Origin of the sequence: Providencia sp. M-27 (genome assembly GCF_011077905.1) — a bacterium.
Taxonomy (GTDB): Bacteria; Pseudomonadota; Gammaproteobacteria; order Enterobacterales; family Enterobacteriaceae; genus Providencia; species Providencia huaxiensis.
Window position 1 is genome coordinate 231,332 of the sequence record NZ_JAALBT010000006.1, and the last position, 24,901, is coordinate 256,232.

Annotated in this window: 19 protein-coding genes; 9 read left to right on the forward strand and 10 right to left on the reverse strand. The window is 40.6% G+C overall.

What is annotated here, in order from left to right; genetic code table 11:
* Positions 1–6 precede the first annotated feature (6 nt).
* The 3 genes from G6Q48_RS11215 to G6Q48_RS11225 form a co-directional block, all read right to left on the reverse strand.
* Positions 7–1,071 (reverse strand): mannonate dehydratase, encoded by a 1,065-nt coding sequence (locus tag G6Q48_RS11215; protein WP_166266500.1) that lies wholly within the window; start codon positions 1,069–1,071, stop codon positions 7–9.
* Positions 1,072–1,100: 29 nt separating this feature from the next.
* The gene (locus G6Q48_RS11220; RefSeq protein ID WP_166266502.1) at positions 1,101–2,363 is read right to left on the reverse strand and encodes an MFS transporter; all 1,263 of its coding nucleotides are present in this window, start codon (positions 2,361–2,363) and stop codon (positions 1,101–1,103) included.
* A 67-nt stretch (positions 2,364–2,430) separates the two neighbouring features.
* The gene (locus tag G6Q48_RS11225) at positions 2,431–3,114 is read right to left on the reverse strand and encodes an RraA family protein (protein ID WP_166266504.1); all 684 of its coding nucleotides are present in this window, start codon (positions 3,112–3,114) and stop codon (positions 2,431–2,433) included.
* Between the two features lie 199 nt (positions 3,115–3,313).
* Between G6Q48_RS11225 and G6Q48_RS11230 the strand changes: the two genes are divergently transcribed.
* The 5 genes from G6Q48_RS11230 (at position 3,314) to G6Q48_RS11250 (ending at position 8,564) form a co-directional block, all read left to right on the forward strand.
* The gene (locus G6Q48_RS11230; protein ID WP_166266506.1) at positions 3,314–4,009 is read left to right on the forward strand and encodes a FadR/GntR family transcriptional regulator; all 696 of its coding nucleotides are present in this window, start codon (positions 3,314–3,316) and stop codon (positions 4,007–4,009) included.
* Between the two features lie 434 nt (positions 4,010–4,443).
* Positions 4,444–5,790, forward strand: coding sequence for a purine-cytosine permease family protein (locus G6Q48_RS11235; RefSeq protein WP_102138442.1), 1,347 nt, complete (start codon positions 4,444–4,446; stop codon positions 5,788–5,790).
* Between the two features lie 10 nt (positions 5,791–5,800).
* Positions 5,801–6,634, forward strand: coding sequence for a nitrilase-related carbon-nitrogen hydrolase (locus G6Q48_RS11240; RefSeq protein WP_102138443.1), 834 nt, complete (start codon positions 5,801–5,803; stop codon positions 6,632–6,634).
* The gene (locus G6Q48_RS11245; protein WP_102138444.1) at positions 6,631–7,389 is read left to right on the forward strand and encodes an IclR family transcriptional regulator; all 759 of its coding nucleotides are present in this window, start codon (positions 6,631–6,633) and stop codon (positions 7,387–7,389) included. The genes G6Q48_RS11240 and G6Q48_RS11245 overlap by 4 nt, the downstream gene beginning before the upstream one ends.
* Before the next feature lie 236 nt (positions 7,390–7,625).
* Complete coding sequence (locus G6Q48_RS11250) at positions 7,626–8,564, forward strand: DUF1177 domain-containing protein (RefSeq protein ID WP_166266508.1); 939 nt, start codon at positions 7,626–7,628, stop codon at positions 8,562–8,564.
* An 81-nt stretch (positions 8,565–8,645) separates the two neighbouring features.
* On the opposite strand, the gene cspD is transcribed toward G6Q48_RS11250, so the two are convergent.
* Positions 8,646–8,888 (reverse strand): cold shock domain-containing protein CspD, encoded by a 243-nt coding sequence (gene cspD / locus G6Q48_RS11255; protein WP_102138446.1) that lies wholly within the window; start codon positions 8,886–8,888, stop codon positions 8,646–8,648.
* Between the two features lie 393 nt (positions 8,889–9,281).
* On the opposite strand from cspD, the gene clpS reads away from it, so the two are divergent.
* Positions 9,282–9,602 carry an ATP-dependent Clp protease adapter ClpS gene (gene clpS / locus G6Q48_RS11260; protein WP_102138447.1) on the forward strand — a complete coding sequence of 107 codons (321 nt, stop codon included), beginning with the start codon at positions 9,282–9,284 and terminating at the stop codon, positions 9,600–9,602.
* Positions 9,603–9,633: 31 nt separating this feature from the next.
* Entirely contained in the window at positions 9,634–11,916 is a 2,283-nt protein-coding gene (gene clpA, locus G6Q48_RS11265; protein WP_102138448.1) for an ATP-dependent Clp protease ATP-binding subunit ClpA, read from the forward strand.
* A gap of 60 nt (positions 11,917–11,976) precedes the next feature.
* Here the strand turns inward: clpA and infA are convergent, their stop codons facing one another.
* The 6 genes from infA to trxB all read right to left on the reverse strand — a co-directional run bounded on the left by infA (position 11,977) and on the right by trxB (position 19,791).
* Positions 11,977–12,195: a translation initiation factor IF-1 gene (infA, locus tag G6Q48_RS11270; RefSeq protein WP_004244560.1), complete on the reverse strand. Its 219-nt coding sequence runs from the start codon at positions 12,193–12,195 to the stop codon at positions 11,977–11,979.
* 140 nt (positions 12,196–12,335) lie between these two features.
* Complete coding sequence (gene aat, locus G6Q48_RS11275) at positions 12,336–13,037, reverse strand: leucyl/phenylalanyl-tRNA--protein transferase (RefSeq protein WP_166266510.1); 702 nt, start codon at positions 13,035–13,037, stop codon at positions 12,336–12,338.
* 7 nt (positions 13,038–13,044) lie between these two features.
* Entirely contained in the window at positions 13,045–14,787 is a 1,743-nt protein-coding gene (gene cydC, locus G6Q48_RS11280; RefSeq protein WP_166266512.1) for a heme ABC transporter ATP-binding protein/permease CydC, read from the reverse strand.
* Positions 14,788–14,789: 2 nt separating this feature from the next.
* Entirely contained in the window at positions 14,790–16,556 is a 1,767-nt protein-coding gene (gene cydD / locus G6Q48_RS11285) for a heme ABC transporter permease/ATP-binding protein CydD (protein ID WP_166266514.1), read from the reverse strand.
* A gap of 413 nt (positions 16,557–16,969) precedes the next feature.
* Positions 16,970–18,649 carry a DUF7057 domain-containing protein gene (locus tag G6Q48_RS11290; protein WP_166266516.1) on the reverse strand — a complete coding sequence of 560 codons (1,680 nt, stop codon included), beginning with the start codon at positions 18,647–18,649 and terminating at the stop codon, positions 16,970–16,972.
* A gap of 182 nt (positions 18,650–18,831) precedes the next feature.
* Positions 18,832–19,791: a thioredoxin-disulfide reductase gene (gene trxB / locus G6Q48_RS11295; RefSeq protein WP_004909448.1), complete on the reverse strand. Its 960-nt coding sequence runs from the start codon at positions 19,789–19,791 to the stop codon at positions 18,832–18,834.
* Between the two features lie 536 nt (positions 19,792–20,327).
* Between trxB and lrp the strand changes: the two genes are divergently transcribed.
* Together lrp and G6Q48_RS11305 are read left to right on the forward strand one after the other, a co-directional pair.
* Positions 20,328–20,822 carry a leucine-responsive transcriptional regulator Lrp gene (gene lrp / locus G6Q48_RS11300; RefSeq protein ID WP_004256338.1) on the forward strand — a complete coding sequence of 165 codons (495 nt, stop codon included), beginning with the start codon at positions 20,328–20,330 and terminating at the stop codon, positions 20,820–20,822.
* 424 nt (positions 20,823–21,246) lie between these two features.
* Positions 21,247–24,873 (forward strand): DNA translocase FtsK 4TM domain-containing protein, encoded by a 3,627-nt coding sequence (locus tag G6Q48_RS11305; RefSeq protein WP_166266518.1) that lies wholly within the window; start codon positions 21,247–21,249, stop codon positions 24,871–24,873.
* Positions 24,874–24,901 lie beyond the last annotated feature (28 nt).

Consider the following 24,901-nt stretch of genomic DNA (forward strand, 5'->3'; position numbering starts at 1 on the left):
TATATATTATTTCAGTACTTTAAGCAATGCTTGCATATATCCCATCGCATAGGCCATACCTGCGTGCCATGGGGCACCACATGACATTTGTGGCGTATGGTCAGGGATTAATACACCGGTATAATTATTTTCTTTTAATATTGTTAATACCTTCAACATATCAATATCGCCTTCATCAATGAAGGTTTCATGATAGTGTGGCACTTTACCTTTGACGTTCCTAAAATGGACGTATGCCATCGCATCTTGACTTGCATATTGTTGCACGGCTTCGTAAACGTTACCCTCAGACATTTCAGCGATGGTTCCAAGACAAAACTCTAGCGCATTTGATTTGCTTGGTTTTATATCTAATAATTTTTGATATAAGTGGGGTTGATTGACGAGCCTTGGCTGGCCTCTGACAAACTCTAGTGGAGGATCATCTGGGTGAGCAGCTAGGCGAACGCCTGCTTCTTCAGCGACAGGGATAATATGGTTTAAGAACCAAGTTAACCTTTCCCAGAGTTGCTCTGTTGTTGTTTCAGGGCGGTAACCATCACTATGGTTATTGATTTTCATATTCCATGCCATATTATCTGGCATTGGCTCTAGAATGTCTTCGTTGATGCCAGATAAACCAACAGTTTGAGCTCCTCCCCGTGCTTTATTTTCGATAACTCGTCCTGCGACTCCTGCCAAACTGAAATTATATCCAAAGACAGGAATACCTGCTTTCCCTACATTTCTAATAATGTTTTTGACGACTTCAAGCTGTTCTAATTTTTTAGGGCCGTCGAACAAAATATCATCCCAATGGCAAGGGTCAAAATTTTCAATTGCATAAAATGTTAAGCCAAACTTTTGCATCTGATCACGGATTTTTACTAACTCATCTACAGTCCAGACGTCTCCAATAGCTGTTCCCCAGCCATCATTATCACCGATTGGCTGGTCACTGCGTGAAAATCGTTCATTACTGTTAAAGTAGTCGACCATATGAACAACGATATGAGTTGCTCCACATTGTTTTGCAAAAGCATAATGTTCATCATTAAGCATATGTCGATATAAACCAAATCCTAGTTTCATAATTATTAACCTTTTAATTTGAAAGTTTCTTAGTTAGTGAGATTTAGTGGTTTTACATATAATGCGACACTGATTGCGCCAACAATACCTATTCCTCCTGCCACAAAAAATGCGATGCTATACATTCCAGACCATTCAATGATATAACCTGTAATTATTGGGCCTAAAATACCGGCGATATTTGCCATTGCGTGCACAAATCCACCAACTGCACCAATATTATTTTTTGCAACGGTATCTTGTAGGATTGCCCAATAGGTTGTAGCAGATAAATATAAGAAGAATATTCCGAATGCCATGAGTGCTACAGCACTTTCAACACTAGTTACATTACCGACAAGAAAGACAAGGATTGCAGATATTCCTAGACAACTAACCAATACAATTTTTCTAGAGAATAATGGTCTATTTGTTTTCTTTAAAACAAAGTCACAAAGTATCCCACCTAAAGCCATTCCAATAGCACCTAATAGCCAAGGTATAATACTCACTATACTCATATCTTTTATACTGAGATTTTGAACGTTAGATAAGTAACTTGGAAACCATGATAGAAAGAAAAACAAAATGTAATTTAGACTAAAGAATGCAAGCGTTGTTGCTAATATAGTCGGGCTCTTTATATAAAAAGATAATGGTTTCGAAATCGTACTTGTATTTTTTGATTCTACATTATTATCGTCAGATAAAATATATTCTAATTCCTCTTTAGATATTTTCTTATGTTGTTCTGGCTTGTCTTTAGCAATTTTTAACCATCCAAGTAGCCATATAAAACCTATTGCAGCCAGTATAAAGAATGCAACTCGCCAACCAGTTGTAATTATTAATATTCCCATTATAGGGCCTGCAATAGCGCCGCCTATCGGGTTACCTGCAGTTGCTACACCTATAGCAGTGGCAACTTCTTTTTTGGGGAACCAGTTATTAACCATTTTATTGAGTGTTGCTGCAAAGGGGCCTTCAGCTGCACCAAATAAAGTACGGATAATAAGCATAGAAATAAAACCAATTGTTACCCCGATCATGCCGCAAAAGATAGACCAAAGAGCCATACTTACGGCAAAAACTTTTTTAGGACCATATTTATCTGATGCATATCCACCAATGAAATTAAATAAAGCATACCCAATAGAAAAACTACTGAAAAGTATGCCCATTTCACTTGGTGTTAAGTTTAAATCTTTAGAAAATACAGGGGCTGCGATAGCAAATGCAGAGCGATCCATATAGTTTATCATCCCTCCAAGAGAAATGAATAAAACTAAATTCCATCTTATTTTTTTAAACATAAATCACCTTTGATATAATGATATGTTTATTATTTAATTTAATAAGACATATCTATTTTTATGTTTATCACATGACACCAAATTTATTATATGCTTCTACAGCACCCATTCCATTTGCTATTTCTTTTTGTACTTTATTCTCCATTTTTTGTTTTTCAAATGCATTCTCAATAACGTAAGACTCTACACTTTTAGGAATAATTAATACGCCTTCTTCATCAGCAACAATTAAATCACCTGGTTCAATTAAAATATTATTAATTTTGATTGGAACTCGATAGTCTAATACTTTCCCTCTTATTTTTTGATCCTGTGCATAGCTACCTAATGAAAATACAGGGAAATCAAGTTCTAGTATTTCTCTTTTATCTCTCGAATAGCCGTAAATAATAGCGCCCGCAGCGTTAAGTTTTTTAGCTCTTGTCGTCATTAATCCACCCCACAGGGCGTAGTTATGCGAGGAACCTGAAGCGATATAAACTTCACCTTCTTTTAAATTATCTAATGCTTCAAACATAATTCCGAAATCTTTATTTCCTAATGGTCCATTAGATGTAACATCAGGTGGCAACATATAGTCCGCTTCTAGTACAGGCATTGCTCGACCTACAATCTTCATATCCTCAGTCAACGGTTTGAGGATAGGAGGCAAAAACTGATGGTGTAATCCAATTTCATCTAGGATATCGCCTAAAAGAGCTACGGGTAATTCTTTCTTAATCTTATTAAACAAATCATTATCTTTATTCATCTTATATTCCTATATTCACGATCCTAATCTTCCTGTTTGGCTGTCAACCTGTCATACAAGCTAACAGTCTAGCCTTAATATTAAAAGAGGGTTAATATAGGAATTGTGATATGACTCTAGTTTTATTATTGCTTCAATCACAGGAAGATTATTTTTTTGATTTTAAATCAAATGGATATTGCTAATTTTGGGGGTTAGATTGCATCCTTTAATTGAAAAACAAACACTTTCAGAACAAGTTAGAAGCTATGTTCTATCTTTAATTTCTCAATCAAATCTAAATCCAGGTGATGAAATACCGAGTGAAAAAGAGATTATTGAACGTTTAGGGGTTAGCAGGGGCGTGGTTCGCGAGGCTTTTCAGAGTCTTTCTATATTAGGTATTTTAGATATCAGTAGCGGTAAAAAACCGAAAATACAAAGGCTTAACTCAAATCCATTAGAAACTATTTTTAATCATGCTATTGTGACTCAACAAGTTAATTACCAGCAAATTTTAGGCCTTCGACGTGCGATTGAAGTTGATTCTGCAGTATTGGCAGCTATGCATGGAAATAAAAATGATTATATCAAGTTAAGACAAATTGCAGATAAAATGCAGAAATCCCTTCTAATTTCTAATGACTGGGATTTATTCATCGAGAGCGATATTGATTTTCACTTAACATTAGCTGAAATGTCGCAAAATCCTCTGTATGCATTGATGTTAAAAGCATTAAGAGGCGCATTAGGAGGCTCTATTTCAGCCGGTTTATTGAACCAAAACAATCAAGATGAACATAAAAAAATTATTGATATTCATTTTGATATTTTAGAATCAATTGAAAAGCAAGATTTTGTGGAGACTGGGTTAAAAATGGATACTCACTTTAAATTAACCATGGACAGTTTTTAGAACAGCCACCCATAATAATTTTTCTCAGTGAGATGTTTGAGTGGCGAAGGATAAACTAAATTCCTTCGCTCTATTTTTTGTGTTAATCAGTTTTGCGAACAACGATAAATGTATATGCATGTATCGTAATAAATTTAGGTTAAATTCAGTCCCATTTTTTGGAACTGAGTTCCTCAATTAAATTCTGCTAATTAAATGCGTTATTTTTAACTCCTTAATTTTCTAATAATATTTTTTTTAATCTATATATTCCCTCGTTTCTTAAAATATTTCATAATAAAAAACTGTCTGAAAAGATAAATTCTGCTTGCGAATTGGTATCGATCATAGATATGATTTGCCCTGTAGAATAAATGAAACCCGGTTCCATATAATGGAACTTATAATAAAGCCAGTAAAAAACTAAGCAAAGACAACCACACAGCAGGTGCGATATGGCGAATAAAGCAGGTGAAGATTATTCTTTGGCTCGAGTACCCCAAAGTGCTCGTAGGCCGTTCTATGAAGTGTTAATTCTACGAATTGGTGCGCTAGCTTGTGTTTCTCAAGTGATGTTAGGTGCGGCTCTTGGTTATGGGTTAACTTTTTGGCAGGCGTTTTGGGCAACAATGCTTGGCTCTGTAATTTTACAGGTTGTCAGCTGGGGGCTTGGAGCAGCTGCATGCCGTGAAGGAATGTCGATTAGCCTACTGTCTCGGTGGGCGGGTTTTGGTAAGTTAGGCTCAGCTCTTATTGGTGGCGCGATTGCTATCTCCTTAATGGGCTGGTTTGGCGTCCAAAATGGTTTCTTTGCGGATGGTATGTATAAAGCGACTAATGTGCTAACACCAGGGACTTGGTCACTTATTACAGGTATTGCGGTGACGGTTATAACAGTATATGGGTATCGATTTTTATCTATTACTGCCAATATCTCAACGCCGCTATTTTTATTTGCGTTAGGCTGGGCGACATATAATTTATTATCAGGTCAAGATATTGGTACGCTTATCAATGACACTGAACCCGCCGGGCCATTAATGACTATGCCTGCGGCCATCACAATGGTTGCTGGTGGTTTTATTATTGCAGCAGTAACAACACCTGATATCAGCCGCTTTATGAAAGGGCCTAAAGATGTGTTTTGGATGACGCTCATCGGCACATTTTTCGGTGAGCTACTGGTCAATATGATAGCGGTACTGATGGCGCTGTCATTACGTACAAGCCAAGTATTTGATTTAATGATGGCGCTGACAGGCCTATTAGGTGCATCGATTGTTATCTTCTCAACAATAAAAATGAATGATATCAATCTGTATTCATCATCGTTAGGTTTTTCAACACTGTTAAATGCCATATTTAATAAGCATTTTGACCGCCGTTATTTAACGTGGGTGATTGGTATTTTTGGGACTATCGCTTCAATGTTAGGGATCTTAGATAACTTTATTGGTTTCTTAATTTACTTAGGAATAGCCATTCCGCCTGTCGCAGGGATCATGGTTGTTGACTATTATTTGTTGAAGCGTGACCGCAAAGAGCTAGATATCACTCGAGAACAAGGCATATTACCACCCAGCTGTGAAGCATATAACCCAGTAACACTTGTGGTATGGGTGATCGCAGTACTGGTTGGGTGGGGGACATCAGAATTAGGTCCACTACACGCTGACTATGGCATTCCTGCGCTTAACTCTTTAATTACTGGTGCTGTCGCTTATTGGATCGGAATGCGCTGGCAGGCGAAAGCGAAAGGTGTTGAAACGGTACACTTTCGCAAAGTGTCTCATTTAGATTAAGGATTAAACCATGTCAGGTACAAAAGTTAAAGTTGCTCTGGCTCAGTTTGATTCAGAACTTGGCAATAAAACTAATAACTTACAACGTATGGCACAATTGTGCCAACAAGCCGCGGATTCAGGAGCAAAATTGATTTGTTTCCCTGAACTGGCGACAACGGGTTACCGTGGTGACTTATTGACTACCAAGCTGTGGGATTTAAGCGATTCCATCGGAAGTGAAACTTATACGCTATTTAGCGAACTTGCTACTCGTTTAAATATCACTATTGTTAGCGGTTTTGTTGAACGCGGTGAATATTTAGGTGATATCTATAACTCTGTCGGTGTTTGGAACCCGGGGTGTGATGGTATTAGTGGCGTTTTTCGTAAAGTTCATGCCTTTGGTATAGAGAAACAGTGGTTTGGACGAGGTGATAGTTTTCCGGTGTTTGAAACCCCCATTGGTAAAATCGGTGTCATGATTTGTTATGACATGGGGTTTCCTGAAGTCGCACGAATTTTAACATTACAAGGCGCGGAATTATTATTAGCGCCTTCAGCTTGGTGCGTTCAAGACCGAGATGTCTGGGATATTAACAGCGCCTGTCGAGCATTAGAAAATGGAACTCACTTACTTGCGGTGAACCGTTGGGGCCATGAAGAAGATCTGCATTTATTTGGTGGTAGCAAGGTTTTAGGTCCTCGCGGCCAAGTACTTTGTGAAGCGGGCTGTGAAGGTGAGGAGCTATTAATTGGTGAGGTTGATTTTTTAAACCAAGCCCATACACGCTTAAATGTGCCTTATCTAAGAGACAGAAAGCCACAAAGTTATAGTGTATTAACCCAAGGTTCAGGGTCATGAGTATTTTATCTAGCGTTGTTGATGTTTACCAACTGTTCCTGCGTTCAGGGAACGAACTGACTGTGACAACGTTAGTTAATGAGTTAGGTATGCCTAAAAGTTCAGCCTCCCGTCTTTTAAAGCAAATGGCTGAACTCGGATTGCTTGAAAAGAAAAACAATGCACCTATATATCGACCGGGTTTGTTGATTATGGAATTAGCGCATCGGGCTAGAGGGATGAATCCATTAATCGATATGATGCTTGAAGCACTTGATGAACTTGCGAAAGATAGCGGGTTTACCAGTTATGTATCAGCACTTGATGATGATATGGTTCGTGTCGTTCATGCGCGCTTTGGCAATAGCATGTTACAAGTGATCACTCAGCCGGGTACGCGGTTGCCCATACTGGGGACTTCAACGGGACGTGCGTTATTAGCAAGGTTACCGCTAAATGAGCGGTCAAAAATCATCGGCCGCGAACTAAAAGAAGAGCAAGAGCAGGCTAAATTAGTTGAGCGTTTGGACATAGTGGCTGAGCGTGGCTGGGAATTTTCGATGGATGAATCTGTTGCTGGCGTCGCGTCAATATCAAGTACAGTTTTCGACCCAGCGCAAAATACGTTATATGCCCTGTGCTTAAGTTTACCTGCAACACAAATGAATGATGAGGTTATGGCACAGTTATCCATGAGTCTTTGCCATAAAGCTGCTTATCTTGGTTGTATGGTGGGTGACCCGTATTGGTTACAAAAAAGCATAAATAAGTCATGAGTTTATTTTGTTCATAAAAGTAAACAGTAGTAAGAAGTAGGTAGTAGCAGTAAGTAGTAAATTATAAATATTTATATTGTTAGTATTTTAAGTGCGTGAATACGCCTTCATCAGGAAAAATGAGACCTCAATTACGTGAGGTTTCATCTAGAGCGAAATGAGGTTAACTCATTATTTTAGGCGAGTTAACCTCAAAGTAGCTCTTCACTCCCATAAAAAAAATTAAAGGAAGTACAATGAGTCTAAAACAAACTCTTTGCGTATATGAGCTAATCGATTGCGCTAGTGTTAAAGGTGAAGACATTGTTGCATTGTTCCAAGATTTCTCACACATTGAAGTTATGTCTAAAACGGTTAAGGATCACAAAGGACAAAGCGATTTTGTTCGCATTCTTATTCCTGGAACACAAGGTAAATCACAGCATAAAGATGCGCCAACACTGGGGATCATCGGGCGTTTAGGTGGAATAGGTGCTAGGCCTTCTCGAATCGGTGTTGTGTCTGATGCAGATGGCGCAATTGCCGCACTTGCAGCAGCGCTTAAACTGGCACAAATGCATGAGAAGGGCGACCGATTACTCGGCGATGTCGTGATCACAACCCATATTTGCCCAAATGCACCAACACGTCCACATACACCTGTTGATTTCATGGACTCCCCCCTTGAAGATGCCACGATGAATCAACATGAGGCGATCCCAGAAGCGGATGCTATTTTGTCCGTAGATACCACAAAGGGAAATCGCTTACTCAATCATAAAGGGTATGCACTGTCTCCTACAGTAAAAAATGGTTGTATTTTACCCGTATCAGAGGATTTAATTCGTTTGATGGAGTGGAGTAGTGGCCAAAAAGCGGTGACATTCCCACTATCAATTCAAGACATCACGCCATATGGCAATGGCCTACATCATATCAACAGTATATTGCAACCTGCGGTATCAACATCTGCACCAGTGGTTGGTGTCGCTATTTGCTCAGAGACTGTGGTGCCAGGTTGCTCTACAGGAGCTAGCCATGAGGTTGATATTGCGGCTACAGTAAAATTTATGATAGAAGTTGCGAAAGAGTTTACAGCGAATCAGTGTGCATTTTATGATGTTGAACAATATGCATTATTAACTGCACTGTATGGTGATATGTGTCATCTGCAAACAGCGGGTAATCGTACTTAGTCATTTCAGAGAATAGCCACAGTTAATTATTAGCCTCATCAATGTAATTGAAATAATTAACTGTGCTCTATTGAGTAAAGCTTAGCTCGATTCGCTGTTATTAGCGGAATTGTCTTCAGCTTCAATAGGGATGATAAGCTCAGCGTGGTTGCCTTTTGGCCCAATGGTTAAACTGAACTGAACTTTCTGGCCCGCTTTTAGTGTCCTGTAACCGTCCATTTGGATACAGGAATAATGTGCAAAAATATCTTCTCCGCCATCAGCTGGGCAAATAAAGCCAAAGCCTTTTGCGTTATTGAACCACTTAACGATACCTGTCTCCATATTTCATCCTTCAAATTTACCAATATTTGCGTTTAGAGCTATGTATAAAAAACATACACCGAATAAGTATAAATACCGTGTTATTTGTTTACAAAATATACTGTAATAAATTGCCTTCTAAGGTCAAGAGGTGAGGCTCAGGAATTAGTGGAAAGTGTTCAGAATTCGCTAATCAATCGCGCTCATTTTTTGTAATATTTGATATGGTTCACAGATTGCTAACCATGGAAGCAAAGATGATTCCCATGCTACACTGTCATTTAATGCAATATAAACAAAAAATATCATAGTGACTAAATGGTATAGTTTTACGATGTTATCAATATGATTGATAGAAATCGTTGATAATAAAGACTATGCTTAAATTGAAGTTAAACACTGAGCAAGCAAGTAATGAGTGATTTTCTGGGCACATTTAAAACTGACGTCATTTTTAAAGATGAAATAGATCAAACCTTACAGCCACCATCGATGTATAAGGTGCTATTAAATAATGACGATTATACTCCGATGGATTTTGTTGTCGAAGTGTTACAAAAATACTTTTCTTTTGATGAAGAACGCGCTACACAGATAATGTTAGATGTCCATATTCAAGGAAAGGGAGTTTGTGGAATTTTTACTGCAGAGGTTGCTGAAACTAAGGCGGCACAAGTCAATACTTTTGCTCGTGAACATGAGTACCCTTTGCTTTGCACTATAGAGAAAGTCTAATTTGGCTTAATATCAATTTTGGGAGGTGCTTATGCTCAATCAAGAACTGGAGCTTAGTTTAAACGTAGCTTTTACGAAAGCGAAAGACAGTCGCCATGAGTTTATGACTGTAGAGCACCTATTGCTAGCGTTACTGAGTAATATCTCTGCTCGCGAAGCTTTAGATGCTTGTAAGGTTGATCTTGTTGCATTACGTCAAGAACTTGAACACTTCATCGCGCAAACTACACCTTTGTTACCCGAAAATGATAGCAGAGACACCCAGCCTACGTTGAGTTTTCAGCGTGTATTACAGCGTGCTGTTTTTCATGTGCAATCATCTGGGCGCAACGAAGTCAGTGGTGCAAATGTATTAGTGGCGATTTTTAGTGAGCAAGAGTCCCAAGCTGCGTACTTATTACGTAAGCATGATGTTAGCCGCTTAGATGTGGTTAATTATATTTCTCATGGCACGATAAAAGGCGAAGAGTCGTCATCAGAACAAGATATCTCTTCTAATAGCGTGCAGAATGAAGAGCAGCCGGTCTCAGAAGACCATATGGACAACTTTACGAGCAACCTGAACCAACAGGCCAAGAAAGGGAATATCGACCCACTGGTAGGGCGTCAGGCCGAATTAGAGCGTACTATTCAAGTATTGTGTCGCCGTCGTAAAAATAACCCATTATTAGTTGGCGAGTCTGGTGTCGGTAAAACCGCTATTGCTGAAGGGCTAGCGTGGCGTATTGAGCAAGATGATGTACCTGACGTCATGAAAGGTTGCACAATTTATTCATTAGATATTGGTTCATTACTGGCAGGAACCAAATACCGTGGTGACTTTGAGAAACGCTTCAAAGCATTACTGAAAATGTTGGAAAAAGATCCAAAAAGTATTTTATTTATTGATGAAATACACACGATTATCGGTGCAGGAGCAGCATCTGGTGGGCAAGTTGACGCGGCTAACTTAATTAAGCCGTTGCTATCAAGTGGCCGAATTCGTGTTATTGGTTCTACAACATACCAAGAATTTGGCAGTATTTTTGAGAAAGACAGAGCTTTGGCGCGTCGTTTCCAGAAAATTGATATTGTAGAGCCAACTCCAGAAGAAACAATTCGCATCATAAATGGGCTAAAACCTAAATATGAAGCGCATCATGATGTTCGTTATACCGCAAAAGCAATTCAAGCCGCGGTGGATTTATCGATTAAATATATCACTGATAGGCATTTGCCAGATAAAGCCATCGACGTGATTGATGAAGCAGGGGCGCGAACGCGACTGGTTGCACCAAGTAAACGTAAAAAAACCATTGGTGTACCTGAAATTGAAACTGTCGTGGCACGCATTGCCCGCATCCCTGAAAAAACCGTTTCCTCCAGTGATAAAGACAAACTCAAGACACTTGATTCACGTTTGAAAATGTTAGTTTTTGGACAAGATAAAGCGATAAATTCGTTGTCTGAAGCAATCAAAATGAATCGCGCAGGCTTAGGGTTAGAAAATAAACCAGTGGGCTCTTTCTTATTTGCTGGGCCGACGGGGGTGGGTAAAACGGAAGTCACGGTCCAGTTAGCTAAAGCACTGGATATTAAACTATTACGTTTTGATATGTCTGAGTATATGGAACGCCATACTGTTAGCCGTTTAATTGGTGCTCCTCCTGGCTATGTTGGCTTTGATCAAGGTGGCTTACTGACGGATGCAGTTATTAAACATCCGCACTCAGTGGTATTGCTAGATGAAATCGAAAAAGCCCATCCTGATGTGTTTAATATCCTCTTACAGGTCATGGACCATGGTACTTTAACGGATAACAACGGTCGTAAGGCTGATTTCCGTAATGTTGTAGTGGTAATGACAACCAACGCAGGGGTACAAGAAACTCAGCGTCGTTCTATTGGTTTTGCAGAGCAAGATAATAGCACTGATGCGATGTCTGAGATCAAAAAGGCGTTCTCACCAGAGTTTCGCAACCGCCTTGATGGTATCATTTGGTTTAACTCATTAACTCCAGAAATTATTACGCAGGTCGTTGATAAATTTATAGTGGAATTACAAGTTCAACTTGATGAGAAGGGCGTCTCAATTGAAGTCAGCGCTGCGGCTCGCCGTTGGTTATGTGAAAAAGGCTATGATAAAGCGATGGGTGCCCGACCTATGGCTCGCACCATTCAGGACAACCTGAAAAAACCATTAGCAAACGAGCTGCTATTTGGTTCATTAACGAATGGTGGCTCTGTAAGTATCGGGCTTGATGAAAAAAGTAACACACTGACATACAGCTTCAGTAGCGTGCACAAGGCCTCTCCGGAGGATGCGGTATTCTGACGAATAGACCACAGGTGTATTAATGCACCTGTGGTTGTCAGGCCTTGCCTGAAGAGAATATCAACGGCTACGGAAAATGATTCGGCCTTTGCTCAGGTCATAAGGTGTTAACTCTACAGTTACCTTGTCGCCTGTCAGGATGCGGATATAGTTTTTACGCATTTTTCCAGAAATATGAGCAGTCACCACGTGACCGTTTTCCAGTTCAACACGGAACATTGTGTTTGGCAGGGTATCTAACACAGTGCCCTGCATTTCAATATTGTCTTCTTTGGCCATCTAATCCTCTAAGTTTAATAACCTGATTTTTAACGGGCAAGATAATGCCCAAAAACCCACACTAAGTAAAGAAATGTCGCATTTTAACGCGATCTTTATTTTTACATGAGGGTATAAATTTACTATAAAACCAAAATTCGTTACTCGAAAATTGGCGGTATTTCAATCGATTGCGGTAACCAGCAGGCGGGGTCAATCGCTTTGTCACGCCACCGGTAAAGAATATGTAAAAAATCCCTACGGGATATCTCTTTTGCGCCCATTGAGGCAGTATGGTGGTTAAGTACCTGACAATCAAAAAGCTGCCCATTATAGCGCAAAAAATGAAAATAGAATGTAATAAAAGCAAATTTGGATGCATCATTCATTCTGCTAAACATGGATTCCCCACAAAATAGGTGCCCCATGTTCACGCCATACAGGCCTCCAACGAGTTTATCGCCATACCAAGCTTCAATGGAATGCGCCATCCCCGCTTGGTGTAATGCCAAATAACCTGCTTGCACTTCGGGTAAAATCCAAGTGCCCTCTTGACGTATAGAGCAAGCTGCAATAACTTGCTCGAAAGCATGGTTAATAGTAATGCGATAAGTCTGCTTTTTTAATGCTTTTTTCATTGACCGGCTAATATGTAATTCACCAACCATGAGTACGGCTCTAGGGTCTGGAGACCACCATAAAGGCATCTCTCCAGGATTAAACCAAGGAAAGATACCATCATAATAGGCAGCTTGCAGCCTTTTTGATGAAAGATCTCCACCAATCGCTAATAAGCCATTGGGTTCCCGCATCGCTTCAGACACGGGAGGAAACAAATAGGAGTCATCATCTAATTGGTACATATATGCCTCAGAGCGGTTGCTGTGCCCAGTGGCGCTGGCGGAACTGATAATATTGGCCTTGCATACTCAACAGCGCTTGATGGGTACCTTGTTCGATGATTTTACCATTATCCATCACACAAATGTTATCCATTTCCTCTAAGCCTTGCATACGGTGAGTAATGACAATTAATGTCTTATCAGCACATTTTTCCTTGAGCAGCGCTAAAATCTGCTGTTCAGTATGCGCATCAAGCCCTTCCGTTGGCTCATCCATAAGAATTAATGGTGTGTTATGTAACAACGCACGGGCAATGCCTAAGCGGCGTTGTTCCCCGCCAGAAAGTTGTCTACCGCCTTCACCCATCCACGCATTAAGCTTTAATTCGTTTTCTAATAAATTACCTAATCCAACTTGCTGTAATACTTCGTTTAATTCGATATCAGAGGCTTGTTCATTGGCGAGCAATAGATTATTGCGCAATGTATCACTAAAGACATGAACCCGTTGTGGCACAACAGACATTATATTGCGTAACGATTTTTCGCTAAATTCGTTAATAGGCGTGCCATTTAAGTAAATGGTTCCGCTATCAACATCCCAAGCCCGGGTTAATAACTGCAGAAGAGTGGATTTACCACAACCTGTTTTGCCTAATAAAGCAAGGTGTTGGCCTTTATTCAACGTTAAAGACACATTGTGAAGAACAGCAAATGGCTGTTCTGGATAGGTAAATGAAATATTATCGACAGTCAGATTTTCTAATGTTGTGATTGAAGGGCTTTCACTTGGGAAAGTGACCTCTGGTTTCGCGGTCATTAATTGGGAAACGCGAGTAGCAGATGCAATCACTTGACCCATATGTTGGAAGGCAACAGCAACAGGGCCTAATGCTTCGAAAGCCGCTAGCGCACAGAACACAAATAAAGCAATCAGTGCTCCCGGTTTTGTGTCGCCCCCTACATGGTCGGCAGCCATCCAAAGAAGTAGTGTTGCTGTAACACCAGAGGCAAATAAAATAATGGCTTGAGATAACCCAGTGAGGGCCGCTTGCTGTTGTTGGCGCACTTGCCACTTATTTTCGATATTAAGCAAGTTTTGGCGAAAACGTTCAGTGGCACCAAATAATGTTAACTCAGCTTGCCCTTGCAGTGCTGAGGTTAAAATAGTGCGATAACTTCCACGTAATTCGGTTAGCTCACGGCCAATGGGCTTTCCTGCACGATAAAATATAAATGGCATCGTAAATAGCAAGAACAACATGATGCCACCCAGAGTCCAAGCAAGACGTGGGTCGAGGTAACTTAAACCAAAAATAAGGACAAAGGTAACAAAAAATGCCGTAATGATCGGCGATAAAACCCGCAAATAGAGGTGATCTAGGGTCTCTACGTCAGCGACCAGACGATTGAGTAACTCCCCTTGGCGAAAACGGCTGATCCCCCCCGGCGAAAGGGGCAATACTTTACTAAAAGCAAAAACTCGTAAATGAGCAAGTACCTTAAAGGTCGCATCGTGGCTAACGAAGCGTTCTCCATAACGGCCTGCGGTACGAAAAATTGCAGCACCACGGACACCCGCAGCGGGTAACATGTAATTAAAATAATAAAGACCCGGAAACCCCGCAATTGCGGTTCCAGCTAAAAACCAACCGGAAAGGGTAAGTAAACCAATACTCGCCAGCAAGGTCACAATTGCTAATATGATGCCTAACGTAATTAAAAACCAATGGCGGCGGTAAAGGGCTAAGAAAGGTAATAAAATTTTCATTATCAAAGCTCCTCACTGCGATGGGCAAGTAACTGGGCAAAAGCGCCTTCTGACTGACTCAATTGTGTGTAATTACCTTGCTGAATGATTTGCCCATTAGCCATTACCCAAATTTGGTCGTAATCCAGGGTTTCTTCCAGTAAATGGGTGACTAAGAGGGTCGTTTGCTGGCTTGATAGCTGGTTAAGTGTCTGCATGACACGTTGCTCACTGTGGGAGTCTAGGCTTGCAGCGGGCTCATCTAAAAGTAGCATACGAGATGGTTTCAACAGGGTCCGAGCAACGGCAACTCGCTGAGCTTGGCCGACCGAAAGACGGGCAGCATAGTCACCGAGTTTGGTATTTAGGCCGTCAGGTAAATGAGCTAAGAATTCGGAAACATAGGCATTATCAATAGCCTGTTTAATTTCTGCTTCTGTAGCATTTGGCTTGCCTAAACAGATATTTTCAATCAATGTTTGCTCTGGAAGGTGGGGGTTTTGCCCAACCCAACCCAGTAACTCACGCCATTTGTCAGGGCATAATTCGCGAAGTTCAACGCCATTTATGGTGATGGAGCCGCGATAAGGTAGAAAGCCTAACAATAAATTCAGTAATGAGCTTTTCCCTGCACCACTTTGACCGACAATAGCAATACGTTGTTGTGGCTCAATATTGAAATCTAATGGCCCTGCAAGGCGCACGCCATCATGGGATAAAATTTCTAATTGTTTAGCCTGAATATAGATAGCTTCATTACTCAGTGTTTGGGTGCCTTGTTGAGCTTTTTTTTCCCCCTCACTGTTTAATAGCGTTTCGAGTGTTTCAGCGGCACCAACAGCTTGTGCTTTAGCGTGGTAGTATGTGCCAAGGTCACGTAACGGTTGGAAAAACTCTGGAGAAAGTATCAAAGCAAGGAAACCAGCAAACAGTGTGACAGGTAAACCATAGCTACCAAAGTTCATTTCACCAAGGTAGGAAAATCCAAAATAGACGGCAACAACAGCAATCGAAATCGACGCAAAAAACTCAAGTACGCCTGAAGACAGAAATGCCATTCTGAGTACTTCCATCGTTCTGGAACGAAAATCCTCTGTTGACTCGCGAATTTGCTTAATTTCTGCTTTTTCACGAAAAAATAGCCTTAAGGTATCTAGGCCTCGTAACCTATCAAGAAAACTGCCACTTAAACGGCCTAATGCAATAAAATTACGACGGTTAGCGTCTGCCGCACCTAAGCCAACTAATGCCATAAAAATCGGGATCAGCGGGGCAGTGACAAATAAAATGAGGGCGGCTGCCCAGTTAAATGGGAAGATAGCAATCAGGATCATAATGGGGATGATCCCTGCTAAATACATTTGTGGAAGATAGCGTGAATAGTAATCTTGCATGTCTTCAATTTGTTCAAGAATAATCGTAGCCCAACTCCCCGCAGTCTTACCTTTAACCCATACAGGGCCAAGTTCTTGAAGTTTATCGAGTACCATGGTGCGTATTTCTTGGCGCACCACTTGGCCACAACGAAAGCCAACACGTTCTCGTATATAAGTGACAATTGCGCGTAAGACGAAAACGCAGATCAAAAGCATAAAAGGGGTTAATAGCTGTTCTCGAGGAACGTTATCCATAATCAATGCTTGTAAGATAACAGCTAAGAACCAGGCCTGAGCAATAATCAGTAATCCGCTCAAAATGCCTAGTAACATAGAGATCCGCAACCAGCGCTTGGCAGGGGCACTGTGTTGTTTTAACCAACGTACCAATTCAGTCTGTCTTGATTTATCCATAATGATTTAGTTAGCAGGTGTAGTTTTAATGTCATTGAGTATAGTTAGGAAATACCAACCTAACGTTGCTTTACCATGCGTTATATTGCAGCTGGGCTGTTTTAAAACGCATGAGAACGATAATTTTTTGATCGGGTCACGCAATGGGTGATTATAAGAAAATCTGCGTTTTTGATCTTACCCATAAATTCGAGTATTAGGCTACATCATAACAGCTTCACCACCATATGTTGCATAATAAAAGTGGGTTATTTAAAGTGATTTGTGTTTTGTTATCAAATTGTTTTGTAAAGGTAAATTTAATATTTCAGTAGAGCTTGAGATGTAATGATATTGGGATGTTACTGTATTTTTACGTAATGAAAAGGCGGCTTAACAAAGAAATGTTAAGCCGCCTGCATTTTTAATTAGAATTAAGAAGAGGGGTCTATCATTAACCATTCTTTAGGTTTCAATTTAAAGTTTCCTTTCAATAAATTATCCCAAGCCTGATCTTTTTCTTTTATGGTATCAAATGAGTGAGTTTGCGTATCCATTAACTCCCAGCTTTGTTCCGTTTGTTGCCATATATGGCAATCAATATTAGAGCCACTTGGGTAGGAATAGCACATAACCACATCATCTTGATTGTTTTGGTTAATATCGGCCATAAAGCCAACACATGGGTATGGGTCGTATTGTGAAGTACAATACCATGCACTGCTAAGGTTTTCCCCGAGGTCGAACCAACTATCGGGTATTGTAGGGCTATTTTGAGCTTGAATTAAAACTGACTTTAGCGGTTTTCGCTGTTCTTCTTCATAAGGGCTAGTTTGGAATAGCTTTTGATATTCAGGGTTCTTATTGAGTTGTTCAAAAGCCTGTAGTCCTTTTTCACCTAATTGTTTTAAGTCATAAGCAAGGGAGCTATTGACTTTAATTTTGCCATTTTCAATACCTGCAAGAATACTGTTCAGTGTGATGCGTTTAAAATCAGCTATTGGGCTGTTAATAACTAATATAATGGCAATCAGAGATAAAATTCCTGCTTTATTGATAGACCCCAGATAGGACATCCAAGCTGATTTTTTATAGATAATGGCAATGCTATAAGCAAAAACCAGTGCAAATAGGAATAAGGCAATAGTAAAGGCATACAGGCGTTCAATACTCCAACTATACTGGTTTACTCGCACCAAAATGCCATAAAGAGAAAGCACTGAGAATGCATTGAGTAGAATAATGCTAATTAAAACAAAACCATTTAGGCCTGCACGGAATTGATATTGCGTTGTGCCATCGCCATACACAAAATTAATAAAAATGAGGTTTAAAATTAAAAACCATAGCATCACTGCGGAGCCTAAACCCGCAGAGGTTAAACCTGAAAAATGAGAAACAACGAAACCACCCAAGAAAATAACGGCAACAATATTTAAAAGAGGTAAGAAAAAACGAGCAATAAAGCTAACAAAATTACTGAGTTGTACATTCAATGTTGCGCGTAAAAAAGCTAAACTTACGTTGAAGCCAAGTGCAAAGCTCACCCAATAGATAACGTCGTTATCAAGAGCTTCACTCAAAAAAGTTAGGTTAACAATACCAAATAGAAAACTGGCTATTTTTACGATTAAAGTGAGTAACCCACCTATTGCAGAAGCTAGAACACCTAAAAAGGTATTTTTAATATATAGCCCCATCAAGCAACCGTAGTCGATTTTCCATGTTCTTGTGGTTTGCCACGATTGCATCCAAGGAAGCATAAAAAAGAGTAGAACAGTTAGGGTGATAAAGGCGAAGAATGGGTCTGCATCTGTCGGATTTTGAAAGTCTTGGGAATGCCAGTAATTGAGCCAGAAAATTAACCCAATAATGACAGCAATGTTGAGATAGAAAATAGCGGATTTTGCATTGGTAATTAGGTAACTTATTGCTGAAGGAACAAAAATGGCGAGCAAAATAGGTAGATACAGAGTGGTGGCGCTAAGTTGGCTTTCTAGACGGGTAGAGTAATCAGTCGTGGCTGTGATGACGATGCCTTGAATTACGGCAAGTATGACAATAATAAAATAAGAATAACCGCGAATGACATCACGTTCTGATTGTTGCCCCATACCTACACCTTATATTAATTAATGTTATGTAAAAACAGTATAGGCAGTATTAAAAAAGTACAATATAAACTTGGTCTTAAAAATATATGTAAAACTAATAGTTAAGATGGTTAACATAGGTAATAAAAAAGGCTTCAATTGAGGAAAAATTGAAGCCTATCTAAATCACAATAACTTATTGATTATTTAGATGCTAAACCATCAAGGTAGCGTTCTGCATCTAAGGCTGCCATACAACCTGTACCCGCAGAGGTAATTGCTTGGCGGTATATATGGTCCATGACATCACCTGCAGCGAACACACCTTCAACAGACGTTTGAGTTGCATTGCCTTGAGTGCCAGATTGCACTTTAATATAACCGTTGTCTAAATCTAATTGGCCTTCAAAAATACCGGTATTTGGGCTGTGGCCGATGGCAATAAATGCCCCCATAACAGGAATATCTTCTGTTACATGTGTTTTAGTACACTCTAAGCGCACGCCCGTTACGCCCATATCATCACCTAATACTTCATTTAATGTACGGTCGGTATGCAGAATAATATTACCGTTCTCAACTTTATCCATTAAACGATTAATCAGGATTTTTTCTGCGCGGAAACTATCACGGCGATGAATTAAATGGACTTCTGAAGCAATGTTAGAAAGGTACAGTGCTTCTTCTACTGCAGTGTTTCCACCACCAACGACAGCGACTTTTTGGTTACGATAGAAGAAACCGTCACAGGTTGCACAAGCTGAAACGCCACGGCCTTTGAACGCTTCTTCTGAAGGTAGGCCGATATAACGAGCGGAAGCCCCTGTCGCAATAATCAGTGCATCACAGGTATATTCATTTTCATCGCCAATTAAACGGAAAGGACGTTGTTTTAAGTCCACTTTTTGGATATGGTCAGATATGATTTCGGTGTCAAATTTTGACGCGTGCTCATGCATGCGTTCCATAAGCCCTGGACCGGTTAAACCTTCTGGGTCACCAGGCCAGTTTTCAACTTCAGTTGTGGTGGTCAATTGACCGCCTTTTTCCACCCCAGTAATCAATGCTGGGTTTAAGTTTGCACGTGCAGCATAGACAGCCGCAGTATAGCCCGCAGGGCCAGAACCAAGAATGATTAACTTGCGATGTGTTGTTGTGCTCATGAATTCCTCTTTAATCTAAAAAGCATTTACGAGATTGTAGGAGAAATAAGAGGCTAACAAAAGTGGTTTAAGTGTAAGTTAGTTTCATTTAGCTTATTTCATCAATAGGTAATACCGACAAAATGTAAGAAAATGTGACAAAAAGTTGCTTGTGTCACGCATCACAATTTTTAGGAATTATCTTGAATTAAGGCTGCGAAACGTTTTACTGGAAAAAAAAGCGAAATCTTGTACTGATTTTTATTCATTTGCTTTGACAATCGGCTGCGCATTTGCGAAAACATCAGTGTAAGAGTTAATTATCTAGCAGATCAATGGAAATGGCGCATTTTTGTTCTTACTGGAAAATTAACTTTACACTACTTACAAATTTAAAATACAAGTAAAAATTGTGGGTGATAATTACATTCACGCGAACTTCAGCATTATGAATAAAATTTGCTCCTGAACACGAATTCCTAAATAAATAGAGGTGGTGACTAAGGTGCTTATTTTTAGATGTAGAAAATAACAATTAGAGAAAGAGAGATAAAGAGATGATTGACAATAAAAAGCGTCCTGGCAAAGACCTTGACCGTATCGACAGGAATATATTAAACGAACTACAAAAAGACGGGCGAATTTCTAACGTAGAGCTATCTAAACGAGTTGGTTTATCTCCAACACCTTGTTTAGAGCGTGTACGTCGTCTTGAGAGACAAGGATTTATCTCTGGCTATACGGCGTTATTAAATCCACACTACTTAGATGCATCTTTGCTCGTGTTTGTTGAGATTACACTCAACCGTGGCGCTGCAGATGTGTTTGAGCAATTCAATACTGCAGTTCAAAAACTGGAAGAAATTCAGGAATGTCACCTAGTTTCTGGTGACTTTGACTACCTGTTGAAAACGCGTGTGCCAGATATGTCCGCATATCGTAAACTGTTAGGTGAAACTCTGTTACGTTTACCAGGCGTGAACGACACTCGTACCTATGTAGTTATGGAAGAAGTTAAACAAAGCAATCGCTTAGTGATCAAAACTCGCTAATTATTGCTTTTTAACCTCGATTCAGCACAGCATTTCAGCTTTGTTGCCGCACTGCAGTTTCAACGCTGAGTTTACTCAGCGTTGTTCCGTTTTTCTTACCCCATCTGTTGTTTTATCAAAATATCATGCTTTGTCGTTTAACTGCTTCAACAGGCTACTATCTGAGCCTTTCTATTGTGTTTTACGTAAATTACTAAGCAACTGATAAGTTTTATTTCCAATTTATTGATTCTAAAGCTATAAATATTTAGGATTTTTGACGAGAAATAGAAATTGAATCATCATACATTAGATGGAATACTGCATCTTAGTGCTTTGGTGAGGCCCTGATTTCCCTTAGTCGTTGTAAAGCAGGCAGAGTCAGGCGTTTAATGATAGAATAAACCTAGGTTAGTCAAGAACATCAGTTAGCAAAGAAACAATAATGAGCCAAGAATATACAGAAGATAAACATATCAAATTTAAAAAACTAAGTAGCGGAAGACGGCTATTAGAGGTTATTTTGCTCGCAATATGCTTGAGCGCACTCTTCTTAATGGTGGCTTTATTGAGCTTCAGCCCTTCAGATCCAAGCTGGTCACAAACGACTTGGAATGCCCCTGTGAAAAATTTAGGGGGGAGCGTTGGTTCATGGAGTGCAGATATCCTTTTCTCTGCTTTTGGTATTCTTGCATTTGCAATCCCTCCATTATTGCTTTTAGGGTGTTGGGCTATTTTCCAATATGAAAGTCAACGCCGATATATTGACTTTTTCTCTTTATCATTAAGATTAATTGGTGGGCTAGCGCTTATTTTATCCTCTTGTGGCCTCGCAGCTCTCAATTTTGACGACTTACCTAACTTCGCCTCTGGTGGTGTGATTGGCAGTGTATTTAGTAGTGCAATTATGCCGTGGTTCAACTCATTAGGTGCCACTTTAGCATTACTGTTTTTATGGGCGATAAGCTTTACGCTGTTTACTGGGTGGTCATGGCTTACCATTGCAGAAAAAATTGGTGCAGCCGTCCTTCTCCCGATTACGTTGCTAACAAATCGAGCAAGGGGAGACGATTTAGATGATTATGATTACGATGTTGAAGAAACTGAAGGGGCTTTACAGCGTGCGCAAGAAGCAGAGCACAGAGCCAATGATGACTTAGAACACATTGATGTTGATGATGTTTTATTTTCTGCACCCACAGTGGCTGAATTAGTCACAGAAGTCGACCCAACAACGGTAAAAACGACGAGCGAAGCGATTACAGCGCCAGAAAATCCAATCCCTTCGGTCAATCAAAATGAATTAGAACAAGATCCAGAACCCGCTTTCTCGACAGTAGATGAACCGAGCACATATCATTTTGAAGTACCAGAAGATTACCAACCTAAGCTCGGTGCTGGTTTTGATGCAATATCAGAAACTGCTAATGAGCCGTTAGTTCAATCGTCTGCGTATGTTGCACCAGAAGAACCGATGTTTGGTGTTCATCATAATCAACAAACAGAGCCTCAAAAACACGATAATATCGCTTCTCCAGGGTACTCGAATAATCAGGCAACATCTGTTAATCAAGCAGCGTTTGAACCACAGGCGACATCAGTGTCATCACTTGATCCTTCAAATATAACGCAAAACATTATTCCGTCATCTGTCACTGAAAGGGTTTCTAACCCGGCTGCATTAGCGGCTGCAGGTATTTCAGTCGCGGCACTGGAGCGTCATGCTCAAGTTAAACAAAATATGGAGCCAGAGCTTCCGCGACCTAATCCTGTTCGTTTACCGACGCGTCGTGAATTATATGGCATTCGCATTCCTTCGTTACGTGATGCAGAACTACAACGGCGTGAAGAAGAAGCCTCTAAACGTGAGCAGGTGTATCAGCAGTGGTCTGCAAGTGAGTCTGACGAGCCTGCAACTGATGATGAAGCGCAACAAGACGAATTACTACGAGCGCAGTTTTTAGAACAGCAACGCGAACGTTATGGTGATGTTGATGAAACTGATTATGAAGCACCGTTAAATAGCGTGCATTCTAATGAAGACCAATTGCAAAATGAGCCAATGGCAGAAAATAAAGCCAGCGCATTTACGCAGCCAGAGATTGAACACCGCTGGGCGTCGGCTTCACAACAATCTAATAATACACATACAATTCCAGAGCCTGAGGAAGTCCCACCAACACTGGATAACAGCTATCAGCCGCAGTTTACGCAAGCGTATTCTTCTCAAGAACAAGAGGACTTTGAGCCTAAGATTGATTTAAGAAAAGAGTTTTCTGTACTGGATAGTTTTACTCCTGTTGATGATTTGGTTGACAATGAGCCTGCAGACCCATTATTTATGCCATCATTTAGCGCGACTTCCGTTCCACCTGCAGTTCCACAAAATAATATTGCAGAAGGGCTTGGCAATTCACCGTCAATAACTCAAACTTTTGCACAGCCACAGCAGCCACAGCAGCCACAGCAGCCACAGCAGCCACAGCAGCCACAGCAGCCACAGCAGCCACAGCAGCCACAGCAGCCACAGCAGGATAGCTTATTCCACCCGTTCTTAGTGCGTAATGACCAACCATTACCAAAGCCAACAACCCCAATGCCGTCTCTTGATTTGCTGGCAAGTCCGCCAGCGCAAGAAGAGCCAGTGGATATGTTCAAACTAGAACAAACAGCAAGGTTGATTGAAGCAAGGCTAAATGATTATCGTGTTAAAGCTGAAGTGGTTGGGTTCTCTCCAGGTCCTGTTATTACTCGGTTTGAACTTGACCTAGCACCGGGAGTAAAAGCAGCACGGATATCAACATTGTCACGTGACCTTGCTCGTTCATTATCAACCGTAGCTGTACGCGTTGTAGAAGTGATACCGGGTAAACCTTATGTGGGCCTTGAACTCCCTAATGAGAAACGGCAAACCGTTTATTTAAGTGAAGTTTTAGATTGCGATGACTTCCGTAAAAATCCGTCACCACTGACAATCGTGCTAGGTAAAGATATTGAAGGCGACCCCGTTGTTGCTGATTTAGCGAAAATGCCGCACTTACTCGTTGCGGGGACAACCGGCTCTGGTAAGTCGGTTGGGGTGAATGCAATGATCCTCAGCATCTTGTATAAAGCGAAACCAGAAGATGTCCGCTTTATCATGATTGACCCGAAAATGCTCGAGTTATCCATTTATGAAGGTATCCCGCACCTATTGACGGAAGTGGTTACTGACATGAAAGATGCAGCGAATGCTTTGCGTTGGTGTGTGAATGAAATGGAACGCCGTTATAAACTGATGTCTGCGTTAGGGGTACGTAACCTCGCGGGTTATAACGAGCGCATCAAAGCGGCAGAAGAAATGGGGCGGCCAATCCCTGATCCACATTGGAAACCCGGTGATAGCATGGATGTCGAACATCCAACGCTGAAAAAAGAGCCTTACATTGTCGTCATGGTTGATGAATTTGCTGACTTAATGATGACGGCAGGTAAAAAAGTGGAAGAGTTAATTGCACGGTTGGCTCAAAAAGCGCGTGCAGCAGGTATTCATTTGGTATTGGCAACTCAGCGGCCATCGGTTGATATCATTACTGGACTAATCAAAGCAAATATTCCAACGCGGATTGCATTTACGGTATCCAGTAAGATTGACTCACGCACGATCCTTGACCAAGGTGGAGCTGAGTCGTTATTAGGTATGGGGGATATGCTATATTTACCACCAAACTCTTCAATACCTGTGCGGGTACACGGTGCCTTTGTTCGTGACCAAGAGGTTCATGCAGTTGTGAATGACTGGAAAGCTCGCGGTAAACCACAATATATTGATAGCATCACAACCTGTAGTGATGATAGCGAAGGTGGTGGTTATGATAGCGGAGGTGAAGAGCTCGACCCACTGTTTGACCAAGCAGTTGAGTTTGTTGTTGAGAAACAACGCGTTTCCATTTCTGGGGTTCAACGCCAATTTAGGATTGGTTATAACCGAGCTGCAAGGATTGTCGAGCAAATGGAAATCCAAGGTATTGTCAGTGAGCAAGGGCACAATGGTAACCGTGAAGTTCTGGCTCCTCCGTCAATGGGACATTAATAATTTAGTGTGCTAATTGCTGGTTTAA